At 65.8% G+C, this 21,259-nt stretch carries 20 protein-coding genes; 9 read left to right on the forward strand and 11 right to left on the reverse strand.

Features of this window, described 5'->3' with window-relative positions; genetic code table 11:
• Positions 1 to 39: 39 nt before the first annotated feature.
• The 3 genes from trmD (at position 40) to KHO22_RS11745 (ending at position 2,099) form a co-directional block, all read left to right on the forward strand.
• On the forward strand, positions 40 to 822 hold the full coding sequence (trmD, locus tag KHO22_RS11735; RefSeq protein ID WP_211947309.1) for a tRNA (guanosine(37)-N1)-methyltransferase TrmD: 783 nt from the start codon (positions 40 to 42) through the stop codon (positions 820 to 822).
• 75 nt (positions 823 to 897) lie between these two features.
• Positions 898 to 1,281 carry a 50S ribosomal protein L19 gene (rplS, locus tag KHO22_RS11740; RefSeq protein WP_211947310.1) on the forward strand — a complete coding sequence of 128 codons (384 nt, stop codon included), beginning with the start codon at positions 898 to 900 and terminating at the stop codon, positions 1,279 to 1,281.
• A 137-nt stretch (positions 1,282 to 1,418) separates the two neighbouring features.
• Positions 1,419 to 2,099, forward strand: coding sequence for a CoA pyrophosphatase (locus tag KHO22_RS11745; protein WP_211947311.1), 681 nt, complete (start codon positions 1,419 to 1,421; stop codon positions 2,097 to 2,099).
• A gap of 20 nt (positions 2,100 to 2,119) precedes the next feature.
• Here the strand turns inward: KHO22_RS11745 and KHO22_RS11750 are convergent, their stop codons facing one another.
• The gene (locus KHO22_RS11750; protein WP_211947312.1) at positions 2,120 to 2,968 is read right to left on the reverse strand and encodes a sulfurtransferase; all 849 of its coding nucleotides are present in this window, start codon (positions 2,966 to 2,968) and stop codon (positions 2,120 to 2,122) included.
• 181 nt (positions 2,969 to 3,149) lie between these two features.
• Here KHO22_RS11750 and dnaE point away from each other — a divergent pair, with 181 nt between their 5' ends.
• From dnaE to KHO22_RS11765, 3 genes are all read left to right on the forward strand, one after another.
• Positions 3,150 to 6,668 (forward strand): DNA polymerase III subunit alpha, encoded by a 3,519-nt coding sequence (gene dnaE / locus KHO22_RS11755; RefSeq protein WP_211947313.1) that lies wholly within the window; start codon positions 3,150 to 3,152, stop codon positions 6,666 to 6,668.
• A gap of 287 nt (positions 6,669 to 6,955) precedes the next feature.
• Positions 6,956 to 8,665, forward strand: a complete 1,710-nt coding sequence (msbA, locus tag KHO22_RS11760; RefSeq protein WP_230426851.1) for a lipid A export permease/ATP-binding protein MsbA — start codon at positions 6,956 to 6,958, stop codon at positions 8,663 to 8,665.
• Positions 8,666 to 8,749: 84 nt separating this feature from the next.
• The gene (locus tag KHO22_RS11765) at positions 8,750 to 9,340 is read left to right on the forward strand and encodes a peroxidase-related enzyme (protein WP_211947315.1); all 591 of its coding nucleotides are present in this window, start codon (positions 8,750 to 8,752) and stop codon (positions 9,338 to 9,340) included.
• A 28-nt stretch (positions 9,341 to 9,368) separates the two neighbouring features.
• Here KHO22_RS11765 and KHO22_RS11770 read toward each other — a convergent pair whose 3' ends face one another.
• Positions 9,369 to 9,878, reverse strand: coding sequence for a hypothetical protein (locus tag KHO22_RS11770; protein WP_211947316.1), 510 nt, complete (start codon positions 9,876 to 9,878; stop codon positions 9,369 to 9,371).
• 333 nt (positions 9,879 to 10,211) lie between these two features.
• Between KHO22_RS11770 and alr the strand changes: the two genes are divergently transcribed.
• Together alr and KHO22_RS11780 are read left to right on the forward strand one after the other, a co-directional pair.
• Positions 10,212 to 11,312, forward strand: coding sequence for an alanine racemase (gene alr / locus KHO22_RS11775; RefSeq protein ID WP_211947406.1), 1,101 nt, complete (start codon positions 10,212 to 10,214; stop codon positions 11,310 to 11,312).
• Positions 11,313 to 11,528: 216 nt separating this feature from the next.
• A complete protein-coding gene (locus tag KHO22_RS11780; RefSeq protein ID WP_211947317.1) occupies positions 11,529 to 11,750 on the forward strand; it encodes a hypothetical protein in 222 nt (73 codons plus the stop codon).
• Between the two features lie 151 nt (positions 11,751 to 11,901).
• On the opposite strand, the gene rng is transcribed toward KHO22_RS11780, so the two are convergent.
• From rng to KHO22_RS11820, 8 genes are all read right to left on the reverse strand, one after another.
• The gene (gene rng, locus KHO22_RS11785) at positions 11,902 to 13,362 is read right to left on the reverse strand and encodes a ribonuclease G (protein WP_211947318.1); all 1,461 of its coding nucleotides are present in this window, start codon (positions 13,360 to 13,362) and stop codon (positions 11,902 to 11,904) included.
• A gap of 74 nt (positions 13,363 to 13,436) precedes the next feature.
• The gene (locus tag KHO22_RS11790; RefSeq protein WP_211947319.1) at positions 13,437 to 14,039 is read right to left on the reverse strand and encodes a Maf family protein; all 603 of its coding nucleotides are present in this window, start codon (positions 14,037 to 14,039) and stop codon (positions 13,437 to 13,439) included.
• Between the two features lie 96 nt (positions 14,040 to 14,135).
• The gene (gene rlmH, locus KHO22_RS11795; RefSeq protein WP_211947320.1) at positions 14,136 to 14,615 is read right to left on the reverse strand and encodes a 23S rRNA (pseudouridine(1915)-N(3))-methyltransferase RlmH; all 480 of its coding nucleotides are present in this window, start codon (positions 14,613 to 14,615) and stop codon (positions 14,136 to 14,138) included.
• Positions 14,616 to 14,660: 45 nt separating this feature from the next.
• Positions 14,661 to 15,386, reverse strand: coding sequence for a ribosome silencing factor (rsfS, locus tag KHO22_RS11800; protein WP_211947321.1), 726 nt, complete (start codon positions 15,384 to 15,386; stop codon positions 14,661 to 14,663).
• A 41-nt stretch (positions 15,387 to 15,427) separates the two neighbouring features.
• A complete protein-coding gene (locus KHO22_RS11805) occupies positions 15,428 to 16,147 on the reverse strand; it encodes a nicotinate-nucleotide adenylyltransferase (RefSeq protein ID WP_211947322.1) in 720 nt (239 codons plus the stop codon).
• 10 nt (positions 16,148 to 16,157) lie between these two features.
• Entirely contained in the window at positions 16,158 to 17,069 is a 912-nt protein-coding gene (hemF, locus tag KHO22_RS11810) for an oxygen-dependent coproporphyrinogen oxidase (protein WP_211947323.1), read from the reverse strand.
• A gap of 177 nt (positions 17,070 to 17,246) precedes the next feature.
• Positions 17,247 to 18,515, reverse strand: a complete 1,269-nt coding sequence (purD, locus tag KHO22_RS11815) for a phosphoribosylamine--glycine ligase (RefSeq protein WP_211947324.1) — start codon at positions 18,513 to 18,515, stop codon at positions 17,247 to 17,249.
• Positions 18,516 to 18,594: 79 nt separating this feature from the next.
• On the reverse strand, positions 18,595 to 19,320 hold the full coding sequence (locus tag KHO22_RS11820) for a YebC/PmpR family DNA-binding transcriptional regulator (protein WP_211947325.1): 726 nt from the start codon (positions 19,318 to 19,320) through the stop codon (positions 18,595 to 18,597).
• 206 nt (positions 19,321 to 19,526) lie between these two features.
• Here KHO22_RS11820 and KHO22_RS11825 point away from each other — a divergent pair, with 206 nt between their 5' ends.
• Positions 19,527 to 21,065, forward strand: a complete 1,539-nt coding sequence (locus KHO22_RS11825; RefSeq protein WP_211947326.1) for a helicase HerA-like C-terminal domain-containing protein — start codon at positions 19,527 to 19,529, stop codon at positions 21,063 to 21,065.
• A 7-nt stretch (positions 21,066 to 21,072) separates the two neighbouring features.
• Here KHO22_RS11825 and KHO22_RS11830 read toward each other — a convergent pair whose 3' ends face one another.
• Positions 21,073 to 21,255, reverse strand: coding sequence for a DUF3149 domain-containing protein (locus KHO22_RS11830; RefSeq protein ID WP_211947327.1), 183 nt, complete (start codon positions 21,253 to 21,255; stop codon positions 21,073 to 21,075).
• Positions 21,256 to 21,259 lie beyond the last annotated feature (4 nt).

The raw sequence follows: 21,259 nt of genomic DNA on the forward strand, positions 1-21,259 counted from the left end.
CTTGCGCCGGAGCCGGTGCGGTTCGGAGGGGGAAGGCGGATGCAGTTCGATGTAATCACGCTGTTTCCCGACATGTTTCGCGCGCTGACCGACTGGGGCATTACCAGCCGGGCAGCCAAGCAGCAACGGTACGCCCTGCGTACCTGGAATCCGCGGGATTTCACCACGGACAACTACCGTACCATCGATGATCGACCGTACGGCGGTGGTCCTGGCATGGTCATGCTCGCCAGGCCGCTGGAAGATGCGATCGATGCTGCCTCGGCGGCACAGTCGCAGGCAGGCGTCGAAGCGCCGCACGTGGTGCTGATGTCGCCCCAGGGCGCGCCGCTGACACACGAGAAGGTCATGTCGCTCGCGCAGCGGCCCGGACTGGTACTGTTGTGCGGCCGCTATGAGGCCATCGACCAGCGCCTGATCGACCGCCGCGTGCATGAGGAAATCAGCCTCGGCGATTTCGTGCTGTCCGGCGGCGAGCTGCCGGCGATGGCGTTGATCGATGCCGTGGTGCGGCACTTGCCCGGTGTGCTGGGCGATGCGCAGTCGGCGGTGCAGGACAGCTTCGTCAACGGGCTGCTCGATTGTCCGCATTACACGCGGCCGGAAGAGTATGACGGTGTGCGGGTACCCGAGATCCTGCTCGGAGGCCATCATGCCGAGATTGAAAAATGGCGGCGTCACCAGGCGCTGGCCAATACCGCGAGAAAGCGTCCCGACCTGATCGAGGCGGCTCGCGCGCAAGGTTTGCTGACCCGTTCCGACGAGAAGTTCCTGTCGGAATGGCTGGCGAAAGAAGGGCGGGAGAGTTCTCCCGCCAGGTAAAACCCCATCCTCTGCCGGGGCCCGGGCAATGCCCGGGGCATCCAACGCCGGCACGATGGTTACGGAGAAAGAACGATGAACATCATCGAGCAGATCGAGAAGGAAGAGATCGCGCGCCTGACCGCGAACAAGACCATCCCCGCATTCGCACCCGGCGACACCGTGATCGTCAGCGTGAACGTGGTGGAAGGCAACCGCAAGCGCGTGCAGGCTTACGAAGGCGTGGTGATCGCCAAGCGTAACCGTGGCCTGAATTCGTCCTTCATCGTGCGCAAGATCTCGTCGGGTGAAGGCGTGGAGCGTACGTTCCAGCTGTACTCGCCGCTGATCGCCGGCATCGAAGTGAAGCGTCGCGGCGACGTGCGTCGCGCGAAGCTGTACTACCTGCGCGAGCGCTCGGGCAAGTCCGCACGTATCAAGGAAAAGCTGGTTTCGAAGGCAGCCAAGGCTGCCCAGTAAGCCAGGCACGCCGGCCGGGCTTACCGGCCGGATGTTTCCTCGGGAAGGGCACCGCAAGGTGCCCTTTTTGCTTTTTGGCAACTGTGCCGGATTGCTGCGCTGCCGGAAGGCGTGCATCTGTCATACTTCAACCTGTTATGCGCCCCGCCTTCGACCCTGAATCCCTCCCCGTCATCGATGTCGACAAGCGCCGTCCGGCACTGAGCGCGCCGCGCCTGCGGGCGGATTTCATCCGCCACCGCTTGCTGGTGCCGCCAGCGTGGGCGCCGGAGTTGACCGACGAATCCCGTGTGTACGACCGCAACCGCAGCCTGCGCCAGGCTGCCGTGCTGGTGCCGATCGTCGAACGCCGTGATGGCCTGACGGTATTGCTCACCGAGCGCAATGCCAACCTGAGCGCGCACGCGGGGCAGATCAGTTTTCCCGGCGGCAGCCAGGAAGACTATGACACCAGCCGCATTGATACGGCCTTGCGGGAAACCGAAGAAGAGGTCGGCCTGCTGCGCGACTATGTGGAGGTGCTGGGGGCGCTGCCGGATTACATCACCGGCACCGGTTTCCATGTGAGTCCGGTGGTGGGCCTGGTGCGCGACGGCTTTACGTTGCAGCCCGACGCTTCAGAAGTGGCCGATGTGTTCGAGGTGCCGCTGGCTTTCCTGATGGATCCTTCGCATCATGAGCGGCGCCTGTTCCGCTGGGTCGATGGTGAACGGATGTTCTACGCCATGCCCTTCCCGCGCGAGGGCGGTGGCCACCGCTTCATCTGGGGCGCGACGGCGGGCATGCTGCGCAATCTCTACCACTTGCTGGCCGCCTGAATCCCGGGCGGCAAAGGCGCTCAGGCCGCTGCCTGACCATGTTGCCCGATGCAATGCGGGCAGCTCTTGCCGACGACGTACTGCGGGCTTTGCTGCTCTTGCGGCGTGACCACGGCGCGGCAGGCAAAGCACTGCCTGGGGCCCGCCGGTTCCAGGTTCGGGTTGAGCGCCGTGCGGTAGTCGAAGACGAAACAGTCGCCGCGATAGTGGCTGCCACCGACTTCCTCGAAATACTTGAGGATGCCGCCTTCGAGTTGGTAGACGTGATCGATGCCGACTTCCTGCATATGGATCGCGGCCTTCTCGCAGCGGATGCCGCCGGTGCAGAACGACACCACGGTCTTGCCCTCGAAATCCGCCTTGTGGGCTTCCACGGCTTCGGGGAATTCGCTGAACTTGGTGAGGTTGTATTCCATCACCGTGTCGAACGTCCCGACCGCCACTTCAAAATCGTTGCGCGTATCGAGCATCACTACCGGGCGGCCTTCGTCGTCATGGCCCTGGTCCAGCCAGCGCTTGAGGTCGACCGGGCGCACCGACGGCGCGCGCCCCTCCTCGGGCCGGATCAGCGGGCGCTTCATGGTGATGATTTCCTTCTTGGCGCGCACCAGCATGCGTTTGAAGGGCTGGTTCTCCGACAGGCTTTCCTTGGGCGCAATGTCCGCGAAGCGCGCGTCGGCGTGCAGCCACGCCATGAAGCCGTCGATGGCTTCGCGCGGACCGGCCAGGAACATATTGATCCCCTCCGGCGCCAGCAGGATGGTGCCCTTCAGGTCAAGCTCCTCGCAGCGCGAGCGCATTTCCGGCCGCAACGTCTCGATGTCGTTGAGCGAGACGAACTTGTAAGCGGAGATGTTGACGATCTGCATGATGGGCTGCGCTGCGGACGCGCGCAAAGGCGCGCGATAACTGCCTGATTGGAAAGACGAAATTATAGCGCGCCAGCCCGATGCGGGCCGGCATTTCCTAGCGTCGTCCTCAGCTATCGGGGCCCGTGAGCGATGTTCGCAGCGCGGCCGTTGGCCATGCCGAGCCGGTACAATGTCGCCCATGTCTGCCCCCCGTTTCGTACACCTTCGCGTCCATTCCGAATATTCCGTCGTCGACGGCATTGTCCGCCTGGATGATGCCGTCAAGGCCGCGGCCGGCGATGGCATGGGCGCGCTCGCTCTCACCGACCTTGCCAACGCCTTCGGCCTGATCCGCTTCTACAAGGAAGCGCGCGGCGGCGGCGTCAAGCCCGTGGTCGGCGCCGATGTCTGGCTGTCCAATGCGGACGACCGCGACAAGCCCGCGCGGCTGCTGTTGCTGGTGCAGGACCGCATCGGCTACCTGAACCTGTGCATGCTGCTGTCCCGCGCGTGGCTGTCGAACCAGCACCGTGGCCGTGCCGAAATCGAGCCCGGCTGGTTCGGCGAACCCGGTGAGGAGGGCCGGCCGCTGGCGACAGGGCTGATCGCGCTGTCGGGCGCGATGGGCGGTGACGTCGGCATGGCGCTGGCCAATGGCAATGTCGATGGCGCGCGCCGCGCCGCCGAGCATTGGGCGGCCGTCTTCCCGCAGCGTTTCTACATCGAGTTGCAGCGCGCCGGCCATCCCGGCACGGATGCCTATGTGCAGCAGGCCGTGCATCTGGCCGCCGAGATGCAGTTGCCCGTCGTGGCCACGCACCCGGTGCAATTCATGGCGCCGGACGAATTCACCGCGCACGAGGCGCGCGTCTGTATCGCCGAAGGCGAACTGCTGGCCAACCCGCGCCGCACGCGCCGTTTCACCACGGACCAGTACTTCAAGACGCAGGACGAGATGTGCGCGCTGTTCGCCGACATTCCGTCCGCGCTCGAGAACGCCGTGGAGATCGCGCGGCGCTGCAACCTGACGCTGGAACTGGGCAAGCCGCGCCTGCCGCTGTTCCCCACGCCCGACGGCATGTCGCTCGACGACTACCTCGTCTTCATGGCCAAGGACGGCCTGGAGAAGCGCCTGGCGGTCCTGTTCCCGGACGAGGCGCAGCGCGAGGCCAGGCGGCCCGAGTACTACGCACGGCTGGAGTTCGAGACCGGCACCATCATCAAGATGGGCTTCCCCGGCTACTTCCTGATCGTGGCGGACTTTATCAACTGGGCCAAGAACAATGGCGTGCCGGTGGGCCCGGGCCGCGGCTCCGGCGCCGGTTCGCTGGTGGCCTATGCGCTGGGCATTACCGACCTGGATCCGCTCAAGTACGCGCTGCTGTTCGAGCGTTTCCTGAACCCGGAGCGGGTGTCCATGCCCGACTTCGATATCGACTTCTGCCAGCACGGCCGTGACCGCGTGATCACGTATGTGAAGGAAAAGTACGGCAAGGACGCGGTATCGCAGATCGCCACCTTCGGCACCATGGCGGCCAAGGCCGCGGTGCGCGACGTGGGCCGCGTGCTCGACCTGGGCTACGGCTTCGTGGATGGCATCGCCAAGCTGATTCCGTTCAAGCCCGGCAAGCTCGTCACCATCGAAGAGGCCAAGAAGGAAGAGCCGCTGCTCACGGAGCGCGAGAACAACGAGGAAGAAGTGCGCCAGCTGCTGGAGCTGGCGCAGCGCGTCGAAGGCATGACCCGCAACGTCGGCATGCACGCCGGCGGCGTGCTGATCGCGCCGGGCCGCCTGACCGATTTCTGCCCGCTCTATACGCAGGGTGGGCAGAACGACGGCATGAGCGGCGTCGTCAGCCAGTACGACAAGGACGACGTGGAAGCGGCCGGCCTGGTCAAGTTCGACTTTCTGGGCCTGACCACGCTGACCATCCTCGACTGGGCCGAACGCTATATCCGCCGGCTGGACCCGGGCAAGGCGGACTGGAATTGCAGCCAGATCCCGCTGGACGACGGCCCGGCGTTCGACATTCTCAAGACCGCCAACACGGTCGCCGTGTTCCAGCTGGAAAGCCGCGGCATGCAGGGCATGCTGAAGGATGCCAAGCCCGACCGCTTCGAGGACATCATCGCGCTGGTGGCGCTGTACCGCCCGGGCCCGATGGACCTGATCCCCAGCTTCTGCGCGCGCAAGCACGGCCGCGAGAAGGTAGAGTATCCGGACGCGCGCGTCGAGCCGGTGCTCAAGGAGACCTACGGCATCATGGTCTACCAGGAGCAGGTGATGCAGATGGCGCAGATCATCGGCGGCTACTCGCTGGGTGGCGCCGACCTGCTGCGCCGTGCCATGGGCAAGAAGAAGCCCGAAGAGATGGCGCAACACCGCGTGATGTTCCGCGAAGGCGCGGACAAGAACGGGCTCTCCGCCGAGCAGGCCGACGATATCTTCGACCTGATGGAGAAGTTCGCGGGCTACGGCTTCAACAAGTCGCACGCGGCCGCGTATGCGCTGCTGGCGTACTACACCGCATGGCTCAAGGCGCATCATCCGGCGGAATTCATGGCAGCCAACATGTCGCTGGCCATGGACGACACCGACAAGGTCAAGATCCTCTACGAGGACTGCAAGCTCAACAAGCTCGCGGTGCTGCCGCCCGACGTCAACGCCAGCGAGTACCGCTTCGCACCGACCGATGCCAGGACCATCCGCTATGGACTGGGCGGCATCAAGGGTTCCGGCCAGGGCGCCATCGAAGACATCCTGCGCGCGCGCGAGGAACGGCCCTTCACGGACCTGTTCGACTTCTGCGAGCGCGTCGATCGCCGCCAGGTGAATCGCCGCACCATCGAGGCGCTGATCCGTGCCGGTGCGTTCGACAGCCTCAACGACAACCGTGCGCAATTGCTGGCCTCGGTATCCCTCGCCATGGAGGCGGCCGACCAGAAGGCCGAGTCGGCCAACCAGGTCTCGCTGTTCGACCTGATGGGCGATGCCGGCGATGCACACCGGCCTGAACTGATCGACGAGCCGCGCTGGACGCCCAAGCGCACGCTGCAGGAAGAAAAGCAGGCGCTGGGGTATTACTTCTCCGGGCACCTGTTCGATGCCTGCCGCGATGAGGTGCGCCGCTTCGTGAAGAGCACGCTGGCTGGCCTGGAGAAGGAAGTGCAGGGCAACGGCGGCGGTTTTGGCCGCGACGTGCGCGGCAAGACCATCGCCGGCGTCATCGCCGGGGTGCGCACGCAGATGACGCAGCGCGGCAAGATGATCATCGTGCAGCTCGACGACGGCACCGGGCTGGTGGAGATGACCGTCTTCAACGAGGTGTTCGATGCCAACCGGCACATGTTCCGCGAGGACGAGCTGCTGATCGCCACGGGCAACGCACGTCACGACACCTTCACCGGCGGCGTGCGCTTCACGGCGGAGTCGGTGATGGACTTGTCCACGGCCCGCAGCGCCTATGCCAGCGCGCTCAGCATTGCGCTCGCACCGGAAGACTCGACCATGGAGCGCTTGCGCACCGTGCTCACCCAATACCGTGCCAAGCCGCGCGACGCGGGTCCGACGGGCCTTGGCCTGCTGGTGCGCTACCGCAATCCGAGTGCCGCGTGCGACATCCATCTCGGGCCGAGCTGGCGCGTCGAGCCGGACGAAGCCCTGCTCGGCGAGCTGCGGCAGTGGCTTGGCAACGATGCGGTCGAGCTGATGTATTGAGGCCAGGGCGGGGCGCGCAACGCTGGCGCCTGCGCTGTCCCGTGCACTTTCCGGCGCACTTCCGGCGCGCCTGCCGCGCCAGTGAATGCGGTTACAATGGCTGCGTTTTTTGCGCCCGTCTGTGGCGTTTTCGCCATGCCGGGCTGCCAATCAGGTGACCTTCGGCGTTTCCCGTGCCACCCGTCAGACGGGTGCGCGTCGCATCTTTCAAATTAAGGGCGGTAGTGAGCAATCCAGCTAAGTCCGAACAGTCGGCCGGACAAGACGTAAAGGTAGGCAAGCGCATCATGGGCTATCTGCGGCCCGAGCTGCGCATCTTCATTGCCGCCGTCCTGGCCATGGCCGTGGTCGCCGCCAGCGAGGGCGTGATCCCGAAGGTCGTCAACGATCTGCTCGACAAGGGCTTTGGCGGCGATTACGCCGGCAAGCTCTGGCATGTCCCGGCAATCCTGACCGGCGTCGCGCTCATTCGCGGCGTGGCCCAGTTCGCGTCGGGGTACCTGCTGAGCCTGATTTCGAACCGCGTGCTGCTGAAGATGCGCATGCAGATGTTCGACCGCATGCTGCACGCGCCCGCCCGGTTCTACCACCACAACACGGCGGCTTCGCTGATCAACGCGGTGATCTTCGAAGTCAACCAGGTGCTGTCGATCCTGACGAGCGTGTTCATCACGCTGGTGCGGGATTCGCTGACCGTGGTGGCGCTGCTGATCTACCTGTTCTATACGAACTGGCGCCTGACGCTGATCGTGGCCGTGATCCTGCCCGTGATCGGCTACCTGATGTCGAAGATCAACCGGCGCCTGCGCCGCCTCAACCGCGACCACCAGACGCTGACCAACAGCGCGGCTTACGTGGTCGAGGAGGCCGCCGGCGGCTTCAAGGTCGTGAAGCTGCACGGCGGCGAGGCGTACGAGATGAACCGGTTCCGCAACATGGCGGAGCGGCTGAAGAACTATTCGATGCGCATGGCGGTGGCCGGTGGCCTGAACCAGCCCGTGACGGCTTTCCTGGCCGCGCTGGCGCTGTCGGTCATCATCACCATCGCCATGGTCCAGGCGCAGGGCAACCAGACCACGATCGGCGGCTTCACCGGTTTCGTGATGGCCATGCTGCTGCTGATCTCGCCGCTCAAGCACCTGACCGACATCAACCAGCCGCTCACGCGCGGCCTGACCGCGGCCGAGCTGATCTTCCGGCTGATCGACGAACCGGCGGAGCCGCAGGACGGCGGCGTGCGCATTGACCGGGCCAAGGGAGACCTGGTATTCGAGCGCGTTGGTTTCCACTACGGCGAAGGCACGCGGCCGGCGCTGGAGGGCATCGATATCCGTGTACCCGCGGGTGAGGTGGTGGCGCTGGTCGGTCCTTCGGGCAGTGGCAAGACCACGCTGGTCAACCTGGTGCCGCGCTTCTTCGACCCTAGCGGTGGCCGCATCCTGCTCGACGGCCACGCCATCGGCGATATCGCGCTGCGCGAGCTGCGCAACCAGATCGCCTTCGTGAGCCAGGATGTGGTGCTCTTCAATGACACCGTTGCCGCCAACGTGGCGTACGGGGTCGGACCCGATGACCAGATCGACATGGCCCGCGTCGAGCGTGCGTTGCAGGCCGCCTACCTGACCGACGTGGTGAAGAACCTGCCCGAAGGCGTCAATACGAACATTGGCGACAACGGCATGAAGCTCTCCGGCGGCCAGCGCCAGCGGCTGGCCATCGCCCGTGCGATCTACAAGGATGCGCCGATCCTGATCCTGGACGAAGCCACGTCGGCGCTCGATTCGGAATCCGAGCGCCAGGTCCAGGCCGCGCTTGAAGCGCTGATGGTCGGGCGCACGACGCTGGTGATCGCGCACCGCCTGTCGACGATCGAGAACGCAGACCGCATCGTCGTGCTCGATCACGGCCGCGTCGCAGAGCAGGGTACCCACGCCGAGCTGCTGGCCGCCAACGGCCTGTATGCCGGGCTGCACCGGATCCAGTTCGCCACGCACTGATTGCTGGCCGGGCCGGGGCTGCCGGCTTGCGGGTTGCGCCTTGGCTACAATGGGGCGACAACAACGACCGTGAGAGAGACAGCCATGACCCGCCCGGCCCATCCCATCAGCCGTTACCCCGTACCCGAACTGAAGGCGCTGCCCGACGATATCCGGCAGCGCATCCTTGAAGTCCAGGAGAAGGCCGGCTTCGTGCCCAACGTCTTCCTGACGCTGGCCCACCGGCCCGACGAGTTCCGCGCCTTCTTCGCCTATCACGACGCCCTGATGCTCAAGGACGGCGGCCTGACCAAGGGCGAGCGCGAGATGATCGTGGTGGCGACGTCGGCGGCCAACCAGTGCCTGTACTGCGTGGTGGCACATGGCGCCATCCTGCGCATCTACGAGAAAAAGCCGCTGGTGGCCGATCAGGTCGCCGTGAACTACCTGAAGGCCGACATCCCGCCGCGCCAGCGCGCCATGCTGGACTTTGCGCTAAAGGTCTGCCAGGCCTCGCACGAGGTGGAGGAGGCTGACTTTGCTGCGCTGCGCGAGCACGGATTCACGGACGAAGACGCATGGGACATCGCCGCCATCACCGCGTTCTTCGGTTTGTCGAACCGCATGGCCAACACCATCGGCATGCGCCCGAACGACGAGTTCTTCCTGATGGGCCGCGTGCCCAAGAGCAAGTAAGCGCGTCCTTTCGCGCCGGGGTGCATGGTCAGCGGATCTCGGCGCAGTTTCCGTTGTTCGGATTGAACAGCACCGGCCACGCCTGCTCATAGATGCCAGGCGTACAGCGCTGCTGGCAATTGGCGTGCGCGAGCGTGACGCGCCGCGGGTCCTGCCAGATCAGCAGCTTGCACTGGGTGCCGTCAGTGGCTTGCAGCACGATGTGCGGCGTTTTCTGGACCTGCTTGAAGTCCGCCAGGTCGAACTGGCAGCTGCCGCGCTTGGATACCCACAGCTTCCATTTCAGGGTCTTCACGTCATTGGAGACCACGCGCATCACCGCATCCTCGCGAAAGCCGTCATCCTCGGTCCGGCGACACGTGCCGGCCAGGCTGATATCGTGTGCCGCGATCGGCGTGGCGCGGGGCGCTTCGGCGACCGGGGCGGCGGCCTGGGGTGGCGGGGATGGCGGAGGTGCCCGCCGGGCGATCGGCAATTGCTCGCAGGCAGTGCACAAGAGCATGGCCAAGAAGCATGAGCCCAGTTGTGCGGCTTTCATCCGGGGTACCTCACTACAGAACGCCTCTAACTTGCGGGCTGACGCCCATGCTGGTGGATTGGATGGCGTTAACTGAGTTATAGCGGATCGCCATCAACGCGCAGGGTCATGAGGATCACTTGCGCGTAGGTAGAAACACCAGCCCTTGCGGCAGCGAAGCGAGCCGTTCGGTGACGCCGTTTCGGTCGCTTCGTGGCTTGCCCGGGCTTGAAAGCTGTTGCTGAAAACTACGGGAAATTCAGTAACAAAGCCTGCTGCAACGCCGATACGATAGTCGGCGCTCTGGGATCCGAGCGGATCACCAGTGACTCCTGCGGCCATCCCGACAACGACATGCCCCGTCCCATCTCCTTGACCATTCACCGGTCCGCACTGGCCGGCAACCTGGCCATTGCGCGCCGCCTCGCGCCTGCATCAAAAATCTGGGCCGTGGTAAAGGCCAATGCCTATGGCCACGGCATCGCCAGGGTCTACCCTGCGCTTGCATCGGCGGACGGCTTCGCCTTGCTGGACCTTGAGGAGGCAGCCCAGTTGCGCGACCTGGGCTGGGCTGGCCCGATCCTGCTGCTGGAGGGGTTCTTCGATGAAAGCGATATCGCGCTGCTCGCATCGCTGCGCCTGACCACGGCGGTACACGGAGAAGAGCAGTTGAGGATGCTGGAGGTGGCGTCTCGCGATGGCCGGCTGCCAGCGCGCTCGGTCGATGTCTGTCTGAAGCTGAATTCCGGCATGAATCGCCTGGGCTTCGGTCCGGCAGAGTACGGCGCGGCCTGGCGGCGCCTGAGCGACATCGCCGCGGTGGGGTCGGTGACCCACATGAGCCACTTCTCGGATGCCGATACCGGCAAGGGCGTCGCGGAACAGGCAGCAACGTTCCATGCCGCCACACGGGGCTTGCCGGGGCAGGTTTCGATCGCGAACTCCGCGGCGACCATGCGGCACGCCGATTGCCACGCGGACTGGGTGCGGGCGGGGATCATGCTCTACGGCGCCGCGCCGTCAGGCTGTGCCAACGATCTGGCCGGCACCGGGCTGCAGGCGGCTCAGACGCTGGCCAGCCGGATACTGGGCGTGCAGGACCTGCTGCCGGGCCAGTCCGTCGGCTATGGTTCGCACTATGTGGCCACGCGGCGCCAGCGCATCGGCATCGTCGCGTGCGGTTATGCCGACGGCTATCCGCGCACAAGCTCCTCGCATGCGGAGCATTTCGCGCCGGTGCGTGTGGGCAATCGCAACACACGCACCGTCGGGCGCATTTCCATGGACATGCTGGCGGTCGATCTCAGCGAATGCCCGGAAGCCAATGTCGGAGCGCCGGTAGAACTCTGGGGCCGGCATGTTCCGATTGACGACGTTGCCGCGGCGGCGGGCACGATCGGCTATGAGCTGATGTGCGCGGTGGCGCCACGCGTCCCGGCCGTCATTGACTTGTAGGGAAGCCACAGCCAGCGGCAACAAGGTACGGTCGGGCCAGGCGTGCAGTCCCGCAGACGGGCAGGGCCTGCGCAATCAATATTCCAAAAAATGCAACAGGCTGTTGTTGAGTTGGGGGTTGGTCACTTCGAGGGAAAACCCTTAGTATTCGGGTACGCGATGCCGCAATGCAGCAGACCCCCAAAAACAAGGGCGTCGCGACCCTAGAGGAAAATCATGAACGCGAGCCGCTACCTCCTGATCGTCATTACCGCCATCGCTGCCGCCATCTCGGCTGCCCCGGTTCTGGCCAAGAGTGGCAACTTCGATCCCCACACCGATGGCGCACGTACCGAAAAATACAGCGCCTACACCGACGGGGCGAAGAATGGCGGCAAGTACGACATCTATTCGGACGGCGCCCGGTACATTTTCTCGAGCGACCAGATGCCTCACTGAGGCGCTGCCCGGTCTACCGGGCGAGTCAATACAACAAAGGGTTGCAGGCAAAAGTCTGCAACCCTTTTTGCTTCAGGCCTTGCGCAGGCCTACGGCATTCGGTGCCGCCGGGAATGTGACGATCAGGTGTGGCTGATACGTCTCCAGGCGATCACATCAGGATAATGTCGTACTGCTCCTGGTGGAACGTCGATTCCACCTGCAGCGAAATCGGCTTGCCGATGAAGTCGCCCAGCATCGCCAGGTGCTGGCTTTCCTCTTCCAGGAACAGGTCGATGACTTCCTGCGACGCCAGGATGCGGAACTCGCGCGGGTTGAACTGGCGCGATTCGCGCATGATCTCGCGCAGGATGTCGTAGCACGCCGTACGCGGCGTCTTGACCTGGCCCTTGCCCTGGCACACCGGGCACTGTTCGCACAGCACGTGCGCGAGCGATTCGCGCGTGCGCTTGCGCGTCATCTCCACCAGGCCGAGCTGCGAGAAGTTGTTGACGGTGATGCGCGTGCGGTCGCGCGACAGCGCGCGCTTGAGTTCCGACAGCACCGCCTCGCGGTGCTCGACATTCTCCATGTCGATGAAGTCGATGATGATGATCCCGCCCAGGTTGCGCAGCCGCAGCTGGCGCGCGATGGTATGCGCGGCTTCGAGGTTGGTCTTGAAGATCGTGTCGTCGAAGTTGCGCGCGCCGACGTAGCCGCCGGTGTTGACGTCGATCGTCGTCATCGCCTCGGTCTGGTCGATCATCAGGTAGCCGCCGGACTTCAGGTCCACGCGCCGCGACAGCGCTTTCTCGATCTCCGCGTCGATATTGAACAGGTCGAAGATCGGCCGCTCGCCGGTGTAGTGCGACAGGCGCGCCAGCACCGCCGGCGTATATTCCTGCGCGAATTCGACGAGGCGCTGGTAGTTCTCGCGCGAGTCGATCTGGATCACGCCGGTGGCGTCGTTGATGAAGTCGCGCAGTACGCGCTGGGCCAGGTCCAGGTCCTGGTAGAGCAGGCTCGGCGCCGGCTGCGTGGTGGCGTTCTGGCGGATCGTCGCCCAGATCTTGCGCAGGTAGGCGATGTCGTTGCCGAGCTCTTCGTCGCTCGCTTCCTCGGCGATGGTGCGCACGATGAAGCCGCCGCGCTCGTCGGCCGGCACCAGGCCCTGCACGCGGCTGCGCAGCGCCTCGCGATCGACCTCGCCTTCGATGCGCTGCGAAATGCCGATATGCGGATCCTGCGGCAGGTACACGAGCGTGCGCCCGGCAATGCTGACCTGCGTGGACAGGCGCGCGCCCTTGGTGCCGATCGGGTCCTTGATGACCTGCACCATCAGCGCCTGGCCTTCGAACAGGGTCTTCTCGATGGCGAGCTGGGTGCCGTTCTTGTCGGGATCGCGCGGATGCCAGATATCGGCGACGTGCAGGAATGCCGCGCGTTCCAGGCCGATGTCGATGAAGGCCGACTGCATGCCCGGCAGCACGCGCACGACCTTGCCCAGGTAGATGTTCCCGACCAGTCCGCGCGTCAGGGTGCGCTCGACATGCAGTTCCTGGACGGCGGCCTGCTGCACGATGGCAACGCGCGTCTCTTGTGGCGTGATGTTGACGAGGATGTCTTCAGTCATGGCGGATGAAACGCGTTGCCGGTGTACCGGCGATGTATTGTCTGCCCGGGCTGGCAGGCTTTGGCAGATGCCGTTCAGAACCGCAGGCGGGCCTGTCTGAGTAACGCTGCCGTCTCAAACAGGGGTAGGCCCATGATACCTGAATAGCTGCCTTCGATCCGCTCGACGAACTCCGCCGCGCGGCCCTGGATGCCGTAGGCACCGGCCTTGCCGAGCGGCTCGCCGCTGGCGACGTAGCCCTCGATCTCGGGCGCGGACATCGCGCGAAACGTGACGCGGGAGATCGACAGCGCATGATGCATGCCCAGCGTCGAGACCACGGTGACGGCGGTCAGCACGCGGTGCGTCGAGCCGGACAGCGCGGCAAGCATGGCCGCGGCGTCGGCGCCATCGGCCGGCTTGCCGAGGATGTCGCCACCGAGGCACACGGTCGTGTCGGACGTGAGCACGGGGGCGTCGGGCAGCGCGCGCCGTTCGCGGCGCCGCAGCGCGGCTTCGGCCTTGAGCGCGCAGACGCGCTGGACATAGTCGTCGGGCGTCTCGCCGGGCTGTACGACTTCCAGCGCCTCTGCGTCTTCGTCATCATCGGCGAGCAGCAGTTCATAGCGTACGCCGAGCTGCGTCAGCAGTTCACGGCGGCGCGGGCTCTGGGAGGCGAGATAGAGGTAATCGTGCATCAGGGCGGGCGGGAGCGGAGATTCGGGAACAGGCAAGCGGGAACAGGCAAGCCTGAAGCGGCCGCCCAAGGCCCGCATTGTACTGCCGGCGCCGGCTCAGGCCCGGTGATAGGGGTGGTTCTGCGTGACCGACCAGGCGCGGTAGAGCTGTTCGGCCAGCAGCACCCGCACCATGCCGTGCGGCAGCGTAAGGCTGGACAGCCGCAGCAGCGTTTGCGCCCGCGCTTTCAACGCGGGATCGAGGCCGTCAGCCCCGCCGATCAGGAACGCGACGTCGCCGCCTTCGCGCTGCCAGTCGGTAAGCTGGCCGGCGAGCTGCACCGTCGTGAAGTCGCGCCCGCGCTCGTCCAGCGCCACGATGCGGCACTGCCGCGACAGCGACGACAGCACCGCGTCAATGCGCGCGGCTTCGCGCTGCATCACGGTAGCGGCGTTATTGGAGGAGGAGCGGGTTTCGGGCTTGACCTCGCGCAGTTCGATGCGCAACTCCGGCGGCATGCGCTTGGCATACTCGTTGAAGCCGGTTTCGATCCAGCCAGGCATCTTGTGGCCGACCGCCACGATGACCAGTTGCATGGGGAGCATTGCCGCGCGGCCGCAGCCGCGCGCGCAAGATCAGACTCAGGCCGAGCGCGTGGTGCGCTTGCGGGCAGCCGGCTTGGCGGCGCCGGTCTTGGCAGCAGCGGTCTTGGCCGCGGTGGTACGCGTGGCGGTCTTGCGTGCCGGGGTGCCGGCGGCTGTCTTGCGCGGCGCGGCGGCGCGCGTGGCGGGCGTCTTGGTGCCAGCGGTCTTGGCGGCAGCGGTCTTGCGGGCCGGCTTGCGGATGGTCGCGATGGCGTCCGGATCGGTGTCCTCGTGGCCCATCGGCGGCGAGGGTTCCTTCATGCCTTCGGGCAGGCGGGCCAGGGCCGGGCGCAGGTTGCTGGCGCGGCGCGCGCGCGGTGCCGGCGCTTCGTCGTCGTCCGCATCCATCGGCTCGCTGGCCTTGACCAGGCCCTTGGCGGCGGCGAGCCGCATGCGCACCGGCTTGTCGCCCCAGATCTCTTCGAGGTTGTAGTACAGGCGCAGCTGCGGCTGCAGGATGTGCACCACCGCGTCGCCGCAGTCGACCAGCACCCATTCGCCGGTTTCCAGGCCTTCCACTGCAATGATGTGGCCGCCGGCTTCCTTCACCGTGTCACGCACCGATGCTGCAAGCGCCTTGGTCTGGCGGTTGGATGTCCCGCTGGCAATCACCACCCGGTCGAACAGTTCGGTCAGGTGGCTGGTGTCATACACCTTGATGTCCTGCGCTTTGACATCCTCGAGGCCGTCGACGATGGCGCGTTGCAGTTTGCGAATATCCATGGTGCGTTCTTGTTCAGCTGAAATCATTGGAGGCGGCCGGTTCAGGCCTGGCCTGATGTGGGGCGGTAGAGCCCCTGGCTCGCGATGTAGTGTGCCACGCCGGCAGGCAGTTGGTCATCCGCCGGCAGGCCGGATGCCAGACGCTGGCGCAGGCCGGTGGAAGACAAATCGACAGCGAGGGTCTGGTCAATCCACATCCGGCCGGAGGGCGAACATTGTATCAGGTGCGTGTCAGCCTGGCGCGTGGCCAACGCTTCGCGCACCGGCCCTTCGAGCTCGGACAGGGCAAAGCCCGGGCGAGTAGCGGTGCACAAGTGCACGTGGGCGAACAATTGCTGCCAGCCGTGCCAGGTATGCAGGCGCAGGAGCTGGTCGGCGCCCATCAGCCAGCACAGCGAGGCTTGCGGGCCGTATTCGTCGCGCAGCTGGCGCACGGTGTCGATGGTATAGCTCGGGCCCTCGCGGTCGACCTCCATGCGGCTCACGCGGATCTTTGCGGGAGTGCCGGCCAGCGCGGCGGCCGCCAGCTCGGTCATGGCGAAGCGGTCCGCGGCAGGGGTCACGTCCGCGCCCTTTTGCCAGGACTGGCCGGTCGGGATCCACACCAGTTCATCGAGCGCCAGGTGGTCGATGCAAAGGCTGGCCAGCGCCAGGTGTCCGAGATGGGGAGGGTCGAAGGTGCCGCCCAGGATGCCCAGGCGATAGGGGCGGGCGTCTTTGCCGGCGGCGGCCGGCATGGCGTCTTGGTCGGGATGTGCCATAAGGTTGCCGTCAGGCCCAGTCGCGCGCCGGCAGGAAGTCGGTGTACAGCGCGTTTTCGGCGCTGCCCGGTTCCGGCTGCCAGTCGTAGCGCCATGTCACCTGCGGCGGCATCGACATCAGGATCGATTCGGCGCGGCCGCCGGACTGAAGTCCGAACAGCGTGCCGCGATCGAACACCAGGTTGAATTCGACATAGCGGCCACGGCGGTAGGCCTGGAAGTCGCGCTCGCGCTCGCCGTACGGCGTGTCCTTGCGGCGCTCCAGGATGGGCTGGTAGGCATCCAGGAAGGCATCGCCGACGCTGCGCATCATCTCGAAGCTGCGCTCGAAGCCCTGCGTCGAGAAGTCGTCGAAAAAGATCCCGCCAATGCCGCGCGCCTCGCCGCGGTGCTTCAGGAAGAAATACTCGTCGCACCACTGCTTGAAGCGCGGATACAGCTCATCGCCAAACGGCGCCAGCGATGCCTTGCAGGTACGGTGGAAATGCGCGCAGTCGTCGGCATTGCCATAGTACGGCGTCAGGTCCATGCCGCCGCCGAACCACCAGACCGGATCGGCACCGGGCTTGGTGGCGATAAAGCAGCGCACGTTCATGTGCACGGTGGGCACGTACGGATTGCGCGGATGGAAGACCAGCGACACGCCCATCGCCTCGAAGCTGCGCCCGGCCAGTTCGGGCCGGTTGGCGCTGGCCGACGGGGGCAGGGTGTCGCCGCTCACGTGCGAAAAGCCCACGCCGGCACGCTCCATCACGGCGCCGCCCTCCAGGATGCGGGTGCGGCCACTGCCGCGCAGGCGCTCGGTGGGCGGTTTTTCCCAGGCGTCAGTCAGGAAGGGCTGTCCGTCAAGGGCGGCGACGGCGTCGGTGATGCGGTCTTGCAGACCGAGCAGGTAGGCACGGACTGCCTGGGAATCGATCATGGCGTGTAGGGGCGCGGGCCCCGGATGCAAGGGCGGCCGTGCCGGCGTCTGGCCGGCACGGCCGTCATGTGGGTGTCACGATTGTAACGGCTGGCGCGCCACTTGCCCGCGCGCGCCGTCCGAACGTGACGGGCCGCCAGGGGCCGGTCCGGCCCGTTGGCGGCACCAGTTCGGCGCTCAGCGCTTGATGGCGCGGTAGCCGATGTCGGTACGATATTGCATGCCATCGAACTGGATCTGCTCCACGGCGGCGTAGGCGGCGCGTTGCGCGGCCTTGACGGTATCGGCCAGGCCCACCACGCAGAGCACGCGCCCGCCCGTGGTCAGCAGCGTGCCGTCCTTGAGCGTGGTGCCGGCGTGGAACGTCACGCTGTCATCGGTTTCGGCCGGGATCCCGGTGATGGCATCGCCCTTGCGCGGCGCGTCGGGATAGCCGTAGGCCGCCATCACGACACCCAGCGCGGTGCGGCGGTCCCAGTCCAGTTCGACTTCGTCGAGCTTGCCCGACACCGCGGCGTCCATCACGTCGACCAGGTCGGTCTTCAGGCGCGCCATGATCGGCTGGGTTTCCGGGTCGCCCATGCGGCAGTTGAATTCCAGCGTCTTCGGGTTGCCGTCCTTGTCGATCATCAGGCCGGCGTACAGGAAGCCCGTGTACGGAATGCCGTCCTTTTCCATGCCGCGCACGGTCGGCAGGATGATTTCGCGCAGCGCGCGCGCATGCAGGGCGGGCGTGACCACCGGCGCGGGCGAGTAGGCGCCCATGCCGCCGGTGTTGGGGCCGGCGTCGGCGTCCAGCAGGCGCTTGTGGTCCTGGCTGGTGGCCAGCGCCAGCACGTTCTTGCCGTCGACCAGCACGATGAAGCTGGCTTCCTCGCCGTCCAGGAACTCCTCGACCACCACGCGTGCACCGGCGTCGCCGAGCTTGTTGTCGGCCAGCATCATGTCGACGGCGGCGTGCGCTTCTTCCAGGCTCATGGCGACGACCACGCCCTTGCCGGCAGCCAGTCCGTCCGCCTTGATCACGATCGGCGCGCCTTGCGCGTCGATGTAGGCGTGCGCCTGGGCGGCGTCGGAGAAGGTCTGGTAGGCGGCCGTCGGAATGCCGTGGCGGTGCATGAAGGCCTTGGCGAAGTCCTTCGACGACTCAAGCTGCGCCGCGGCCCGGGTCGGGCCGAAGATGCGCAGGCCCTTGGCACGGAACACGTCCACGATGCCGGCGGCCAGCGGCGCTTCGGGGCCGACCACGGTGAAGGCCACGCCTTCGCGCTCGGCAAAGGCGGCCAGTACTTCCGGATCCGTCAGCGGAACATTCTGCAGGCGCTTGTCGAGCGCGGTCCCGCCATTGCCCGGTGCCACGTACACCACCTGCAACTTCGGGGATTGGGCCAATTTCCAGGCCAGCGCGTGTTCACGTCCACCCGAGCCGACAACCAATACTTTCATGATCCACTGCCAGAAAAGAAACGCATGCAAAAAGGCGGCAGCCTGTTCGTGCTGCCGCCCGAGGGCTAACTAAGTCTACTTACTCTTCGATGACCGCGTTGGTGAAGACTTCCTGCACGTCATCGAGGTTTTCCAGGGCGTCCAGCAGCTTCTGCATCTTCGCCGCGTCGTCGCCCGCGAAGTCGACTTCGTTCTGCGGCTTCATCACCACGTCGGCCACCTCGGCCTTGAAGCCGGCGGCTTCCAGGGCCGCCTTGACCGCGGAAAAATCGTTCGGCGGGCAGGTGACTTCGATCGAGCCGTCGTCATTGGTGACCACGTCGTCGGCGCCGGCTTCCAGTGCGGCGTCCATCAGCTTGTCTTCCGGCGTGCCCGGCGCAAACAGGAACTGGCCGCAATGGGTGAACATGAATGCCACCGAGCCTTCGGTCCCCATATTGCCGCCGTGCTTGGAAAACGCGTGGCGCACTTCGGCCACGGTGCGCGTGCGGTTGTCGGTCAGGCAGTCGACAATGATCGCGGCGCCGCTCAGGCCGTAGCCCTCATAGCGGATTTCCTCGTAGTTCACGCCTTCCAGGCCACCCACGCCGCGCTGGATCGCGCGCTGGATGTTGTCCTTGGGCATATTGGCGTCCATCGCCTTGTCCATGGACAGGCGCAGGCGCGGGTTGGAATCGGGATCGCCGCCGCCGAGCTTGGCGGCAACGGTGATTTCCTTGATCAGGCGGGTCCAGATCTTGCCGCGCTTGGCGTCAGCGGCGGCCTTCTTGTGCTTGATATTGGCCCATTTCGAGTGACCGGCCATGATTCTCTCCGAAGCGGAAAACGTGAGGTTGTGCGGGAAGGCTGCAGCTTGCGCGCGCGGTACAGCGCGGCACAAACGGGCGCGCGGAGTGACGCGGGGTGACGGATAGGCCCGGCTGCTGGCTATAATCAGCCGGTGATTTTATCACGCGGCCCTGTCCGCGCCGCGCCTGTGGCCGCCCGCCACGCTTCCTGATCCGAGACACCATGGCCGAACCCATCCTGATCGCCAAGAACGCCGAGCTCGAACTGGCCTTGCTCCCGCAAATGGGCAACCGGCACGGACTGATCACCGGCGCCACCGGTACCGGCAAGACCGTGACCCTGCAGACGCTGGCGCAGGGGTTTTCGCGGCTGGGCGTGCCGGTCTTCATGGCCGACGTCAAAGGTGACCTGACCGGCATTTCCATGCCGGGCCAGCCCACCGACAAGCTCAAGGCGCGCCTGGCGGAACTGAACCTGCCGGAGCCGGCATGGGGCGGTTGCCCGACCACGCTGTGGGACGTATTCGGCCAGAAGGGGCATCCGGTGCGGGCCACCGTCTCGCACATGGGGCCGCTGCTGCTGTCACGCATGCTGGAGCTGAACGACACCCAGCAGGGCGTGCTCAACCTCGTGTTCCGCATTGCCGATGCCAACGGCCTGCTGCTGCTCGACGCCAAGGACCTGCGCGCCATGCTCCAGCACGTGGGCGATAACGCGGCGCAGTACACCACCGAGTACGGCAATATCTCCGCGGCCTCGATCGGTGCCATCCAGCGCGGCCTGGTCGCGCTGGAGTCGCAGGGCGCGGACATGTTCTTCGGCGAGCCGATGCTCAACCTGGAGGACTTCCTCCAGACCGACAAGGGCCAGGGCGTGGTCAACATCCTGGCGGCCGACCAGCTGATGAACTCGCCCAAGCTCTATGCCACGTTCCTGCTGTGGATGCTGTCCGAGCTGTTCGAGAAGCTGCCCGAGGCCGGCGACCTCGACAAGCCCAAGCTTGTCTTCTTCTTCGACGAGGCGCACCTGCTGTTCAGCGATGCGCCCAAGGCGCTGCTCGACAAGATCGAACAGGTGGTGCGGCTGATCCGCTCCAAGGGCGTCGGAGTGTACTTCGTCACGCAGAATCCGGCCGATATCCCCGACACCGTGCTGGGGCAACTCGGCAACCGCGTGCAGCATGCCTTGCGCGCCTTCACGCCGCGCGACCAGAAGGCCGTGAAGGTGGCGGCTACCACCATGCGCGCCAACCCGAAGCTCGACGTCGAGAAGGTCATCGGCGAACTGGGCGTGGGCGAGGCACTGGTGTCGCTGCTCGATGCCAAGGGCACGCCGGGCGTGACCGAGCGCGCGTGGGTGCTGGCGCCGGGCAGCCGCATCGGCCCGGTCACCGACGACGAGCGCAAGCAGCTGATCGCGACGTCGCTGGTGGCGGGGACTTACGAAAAGACGATCGACCGCGAATCGGCCTACGAGAAGCTGCGCGGCAGCGTGGCGCCGGCGGGCAACGGTGGCGGAGCCACGGCGCAGAAGCCGACCGCCGATGCTCCGGCCGATACACCGGGCCAAGAGGGCGGCTGGCTGGGCACCGCCGGCGAGATCTTCGGCTCGCTGACCAAGGGTACCGGCAAGAGCGGCCGCGGCGACTCCATCCTGGAGTCGATGGCCAAGTCGGCCGCGCGTACCGTTGGTTCCCAGGTCGGCCGCGAACTGATCCGCGGCGTGCTGGGCAGCCTGCTGGGCGGCGGCAAGAAAAAGTAGGCGCCGCTCAGTGCGAACCGGTCCGCGATGCTGGCCGGTCTCGCGCGGCGGCCTTGGCGGCTGCCGCGTCTTCGCGCATCTTGCGGCTGAACATGCGCGCGAAGAACCACGCCATGCCGATGATAAAGACGATGACCCCGAGGCTCATCAGCCCGGTGCCGGTCGTAAAGAGGATCTTGAAGGCTTCCATGCGG

The sequence above is a fragment of the Cupriavidus yeoncheonensis genome, assembly GCF_905397275.1.
Classification (GTDB): Bacteria; Pseudomonadota; Gammaproteobacteria; order Burkholderiales; family Burkholderiaceae; genus Cupriavidus; species Cupriavidus yeoncheonensis.

Bases quoted from the DNA above. Each gene is read 5' to 3' on its own strand.
- purD (WP_211947324.1), bottom strand. From the start codon at position 18,515: ATGAAAGTATTGGTTGTCGGCTCGGGTGGACGTGAACACGCGCTGGCC.
- hemF (WP_211947323.1), bottom strand. From the start codon at position 17,069: ATGATCGATTCCCAGGCAGTCCGTGCCTACCTGCTCGGTCTGCAAGAC.
- KHO22_RS11820 (WP_211947325.1), bottom strand. From the start codon at position 19,320: ATGGCCGGTCACTCGAAATGGGCCAATATCAAGCACAAGAAGGCCGCC.
- rsfS (WP_211947321.1), bottom strand. From the start codon at position 15,386: ATGGATATTCGCAAACTGCAACGCGCCATCGTCGACGGCCTCGAGGAT.
- KHO22_RS11780 (WP_211947317.1), top strand. From the start codon at position 11,529: ATGAACGCGAGCCGCTACCTCCTGATCGTCATTACCGCCATCGCTGCC.
- trmD (WP_211947309.1), top strand. From the start codon at position 40: ATGCAGTTCGATGTAATCACGCTGTTTCCCGACATGTTTCGCGCGCTG.
- alr (WP_211947406.1), top strand. From the start codon at position 10,212: ATGCCCCGTCCCATCTCCTTGACCATTCACCGGTCCGCACTGGCCGGC.
- KHO22_RS11765 (WP_211947315.1), top strand. From the start codon at position 8,750: ATGACCCGCCCGGCCCATCCCATCAGCCGTTACCCCGTACCCGAACTG.
- KHO22_RS11750 (WP_211947312.1), bottom strand. From the start codon at position 2,968: ATGCAGATCGTCAACATCTCCGCTTACAAGTTCGTCTCGCTCAACGAC.
- KHO22_RS11790 (WP_211947319.1), bottom strand. From the start codon at position 14,039: ATGCACGATTACCTCTATCTCGCCTCCCAGAGCCCGCGCCGCCGTGAA.
- KHO22_RS11825 (WP_211947326.1), top strand. From the start codon at position 19,527: ATGGCCGAACCCATCCTGATCGCCAAGAACGCCGAGCTCGAACTGGCC.
- KHO22_RS11745 (WP_211947311.1), top strand. From the start codon at position 1,419: ATGCGCCCCGCCTTCGACCCTGAATCCCTCCCCGTCATCGATGTCGAC.
- KHO22_RS11770 (WP_211947316.1), bottom strand. From the start codon at position 9,878: ATGAAAGCCGCACAACTGGGCTCATGCTTCTTGGCCATGCTCTTGTGC.
- KHO22_RS11805 (WP_211947322.1), bottom strand. From the start codon at position 16,147: ATGGCACATCCCGACCAAGACGCCATGCCGGCCGCCGCCGGCAAAGAC.
- KHO22_RS11830 (WP_211947327.1), bottom strand. From the start codon at position 21,255: ATGGAAGCCTTCAAGATCCTCTTTACGACCGGCACCGGGCTGATGAGC.
- rlmH (WP_211947320.1), bottom strand. From the start codon at position 14,615: ATGCAACTGGTCATCGTGGCGGTCGGCCACAAGATGCCTGGCTGGATC.
- msbA (WP_230426851.1), top strand. From the start codon at position 6,956: ATGGGCTATCTGCGGCCCGAGCTGCGCATCTTCATTGCCGCCGTCCTG.
- rng (WP_211947318.1), bottom strand. From the start codon at position 13,362: ATGACTGAAGACATCCTCGTCAACATCACGCCACAAGAGACGCGCGTT.
- rplS (WP_211947310.1), top strand. From the start codon at position 898: ATGAACATCATCGAGCAGATCGAGAAGGAAGAGATCGCGCGCCTGACC.
- dnaE (WP_211947313.1), top strand. From the start codon at position 3,150: ATGTCTGCCCCCCGTTTCGTACACCTTCGCGTCCATTCCGAATATTCC.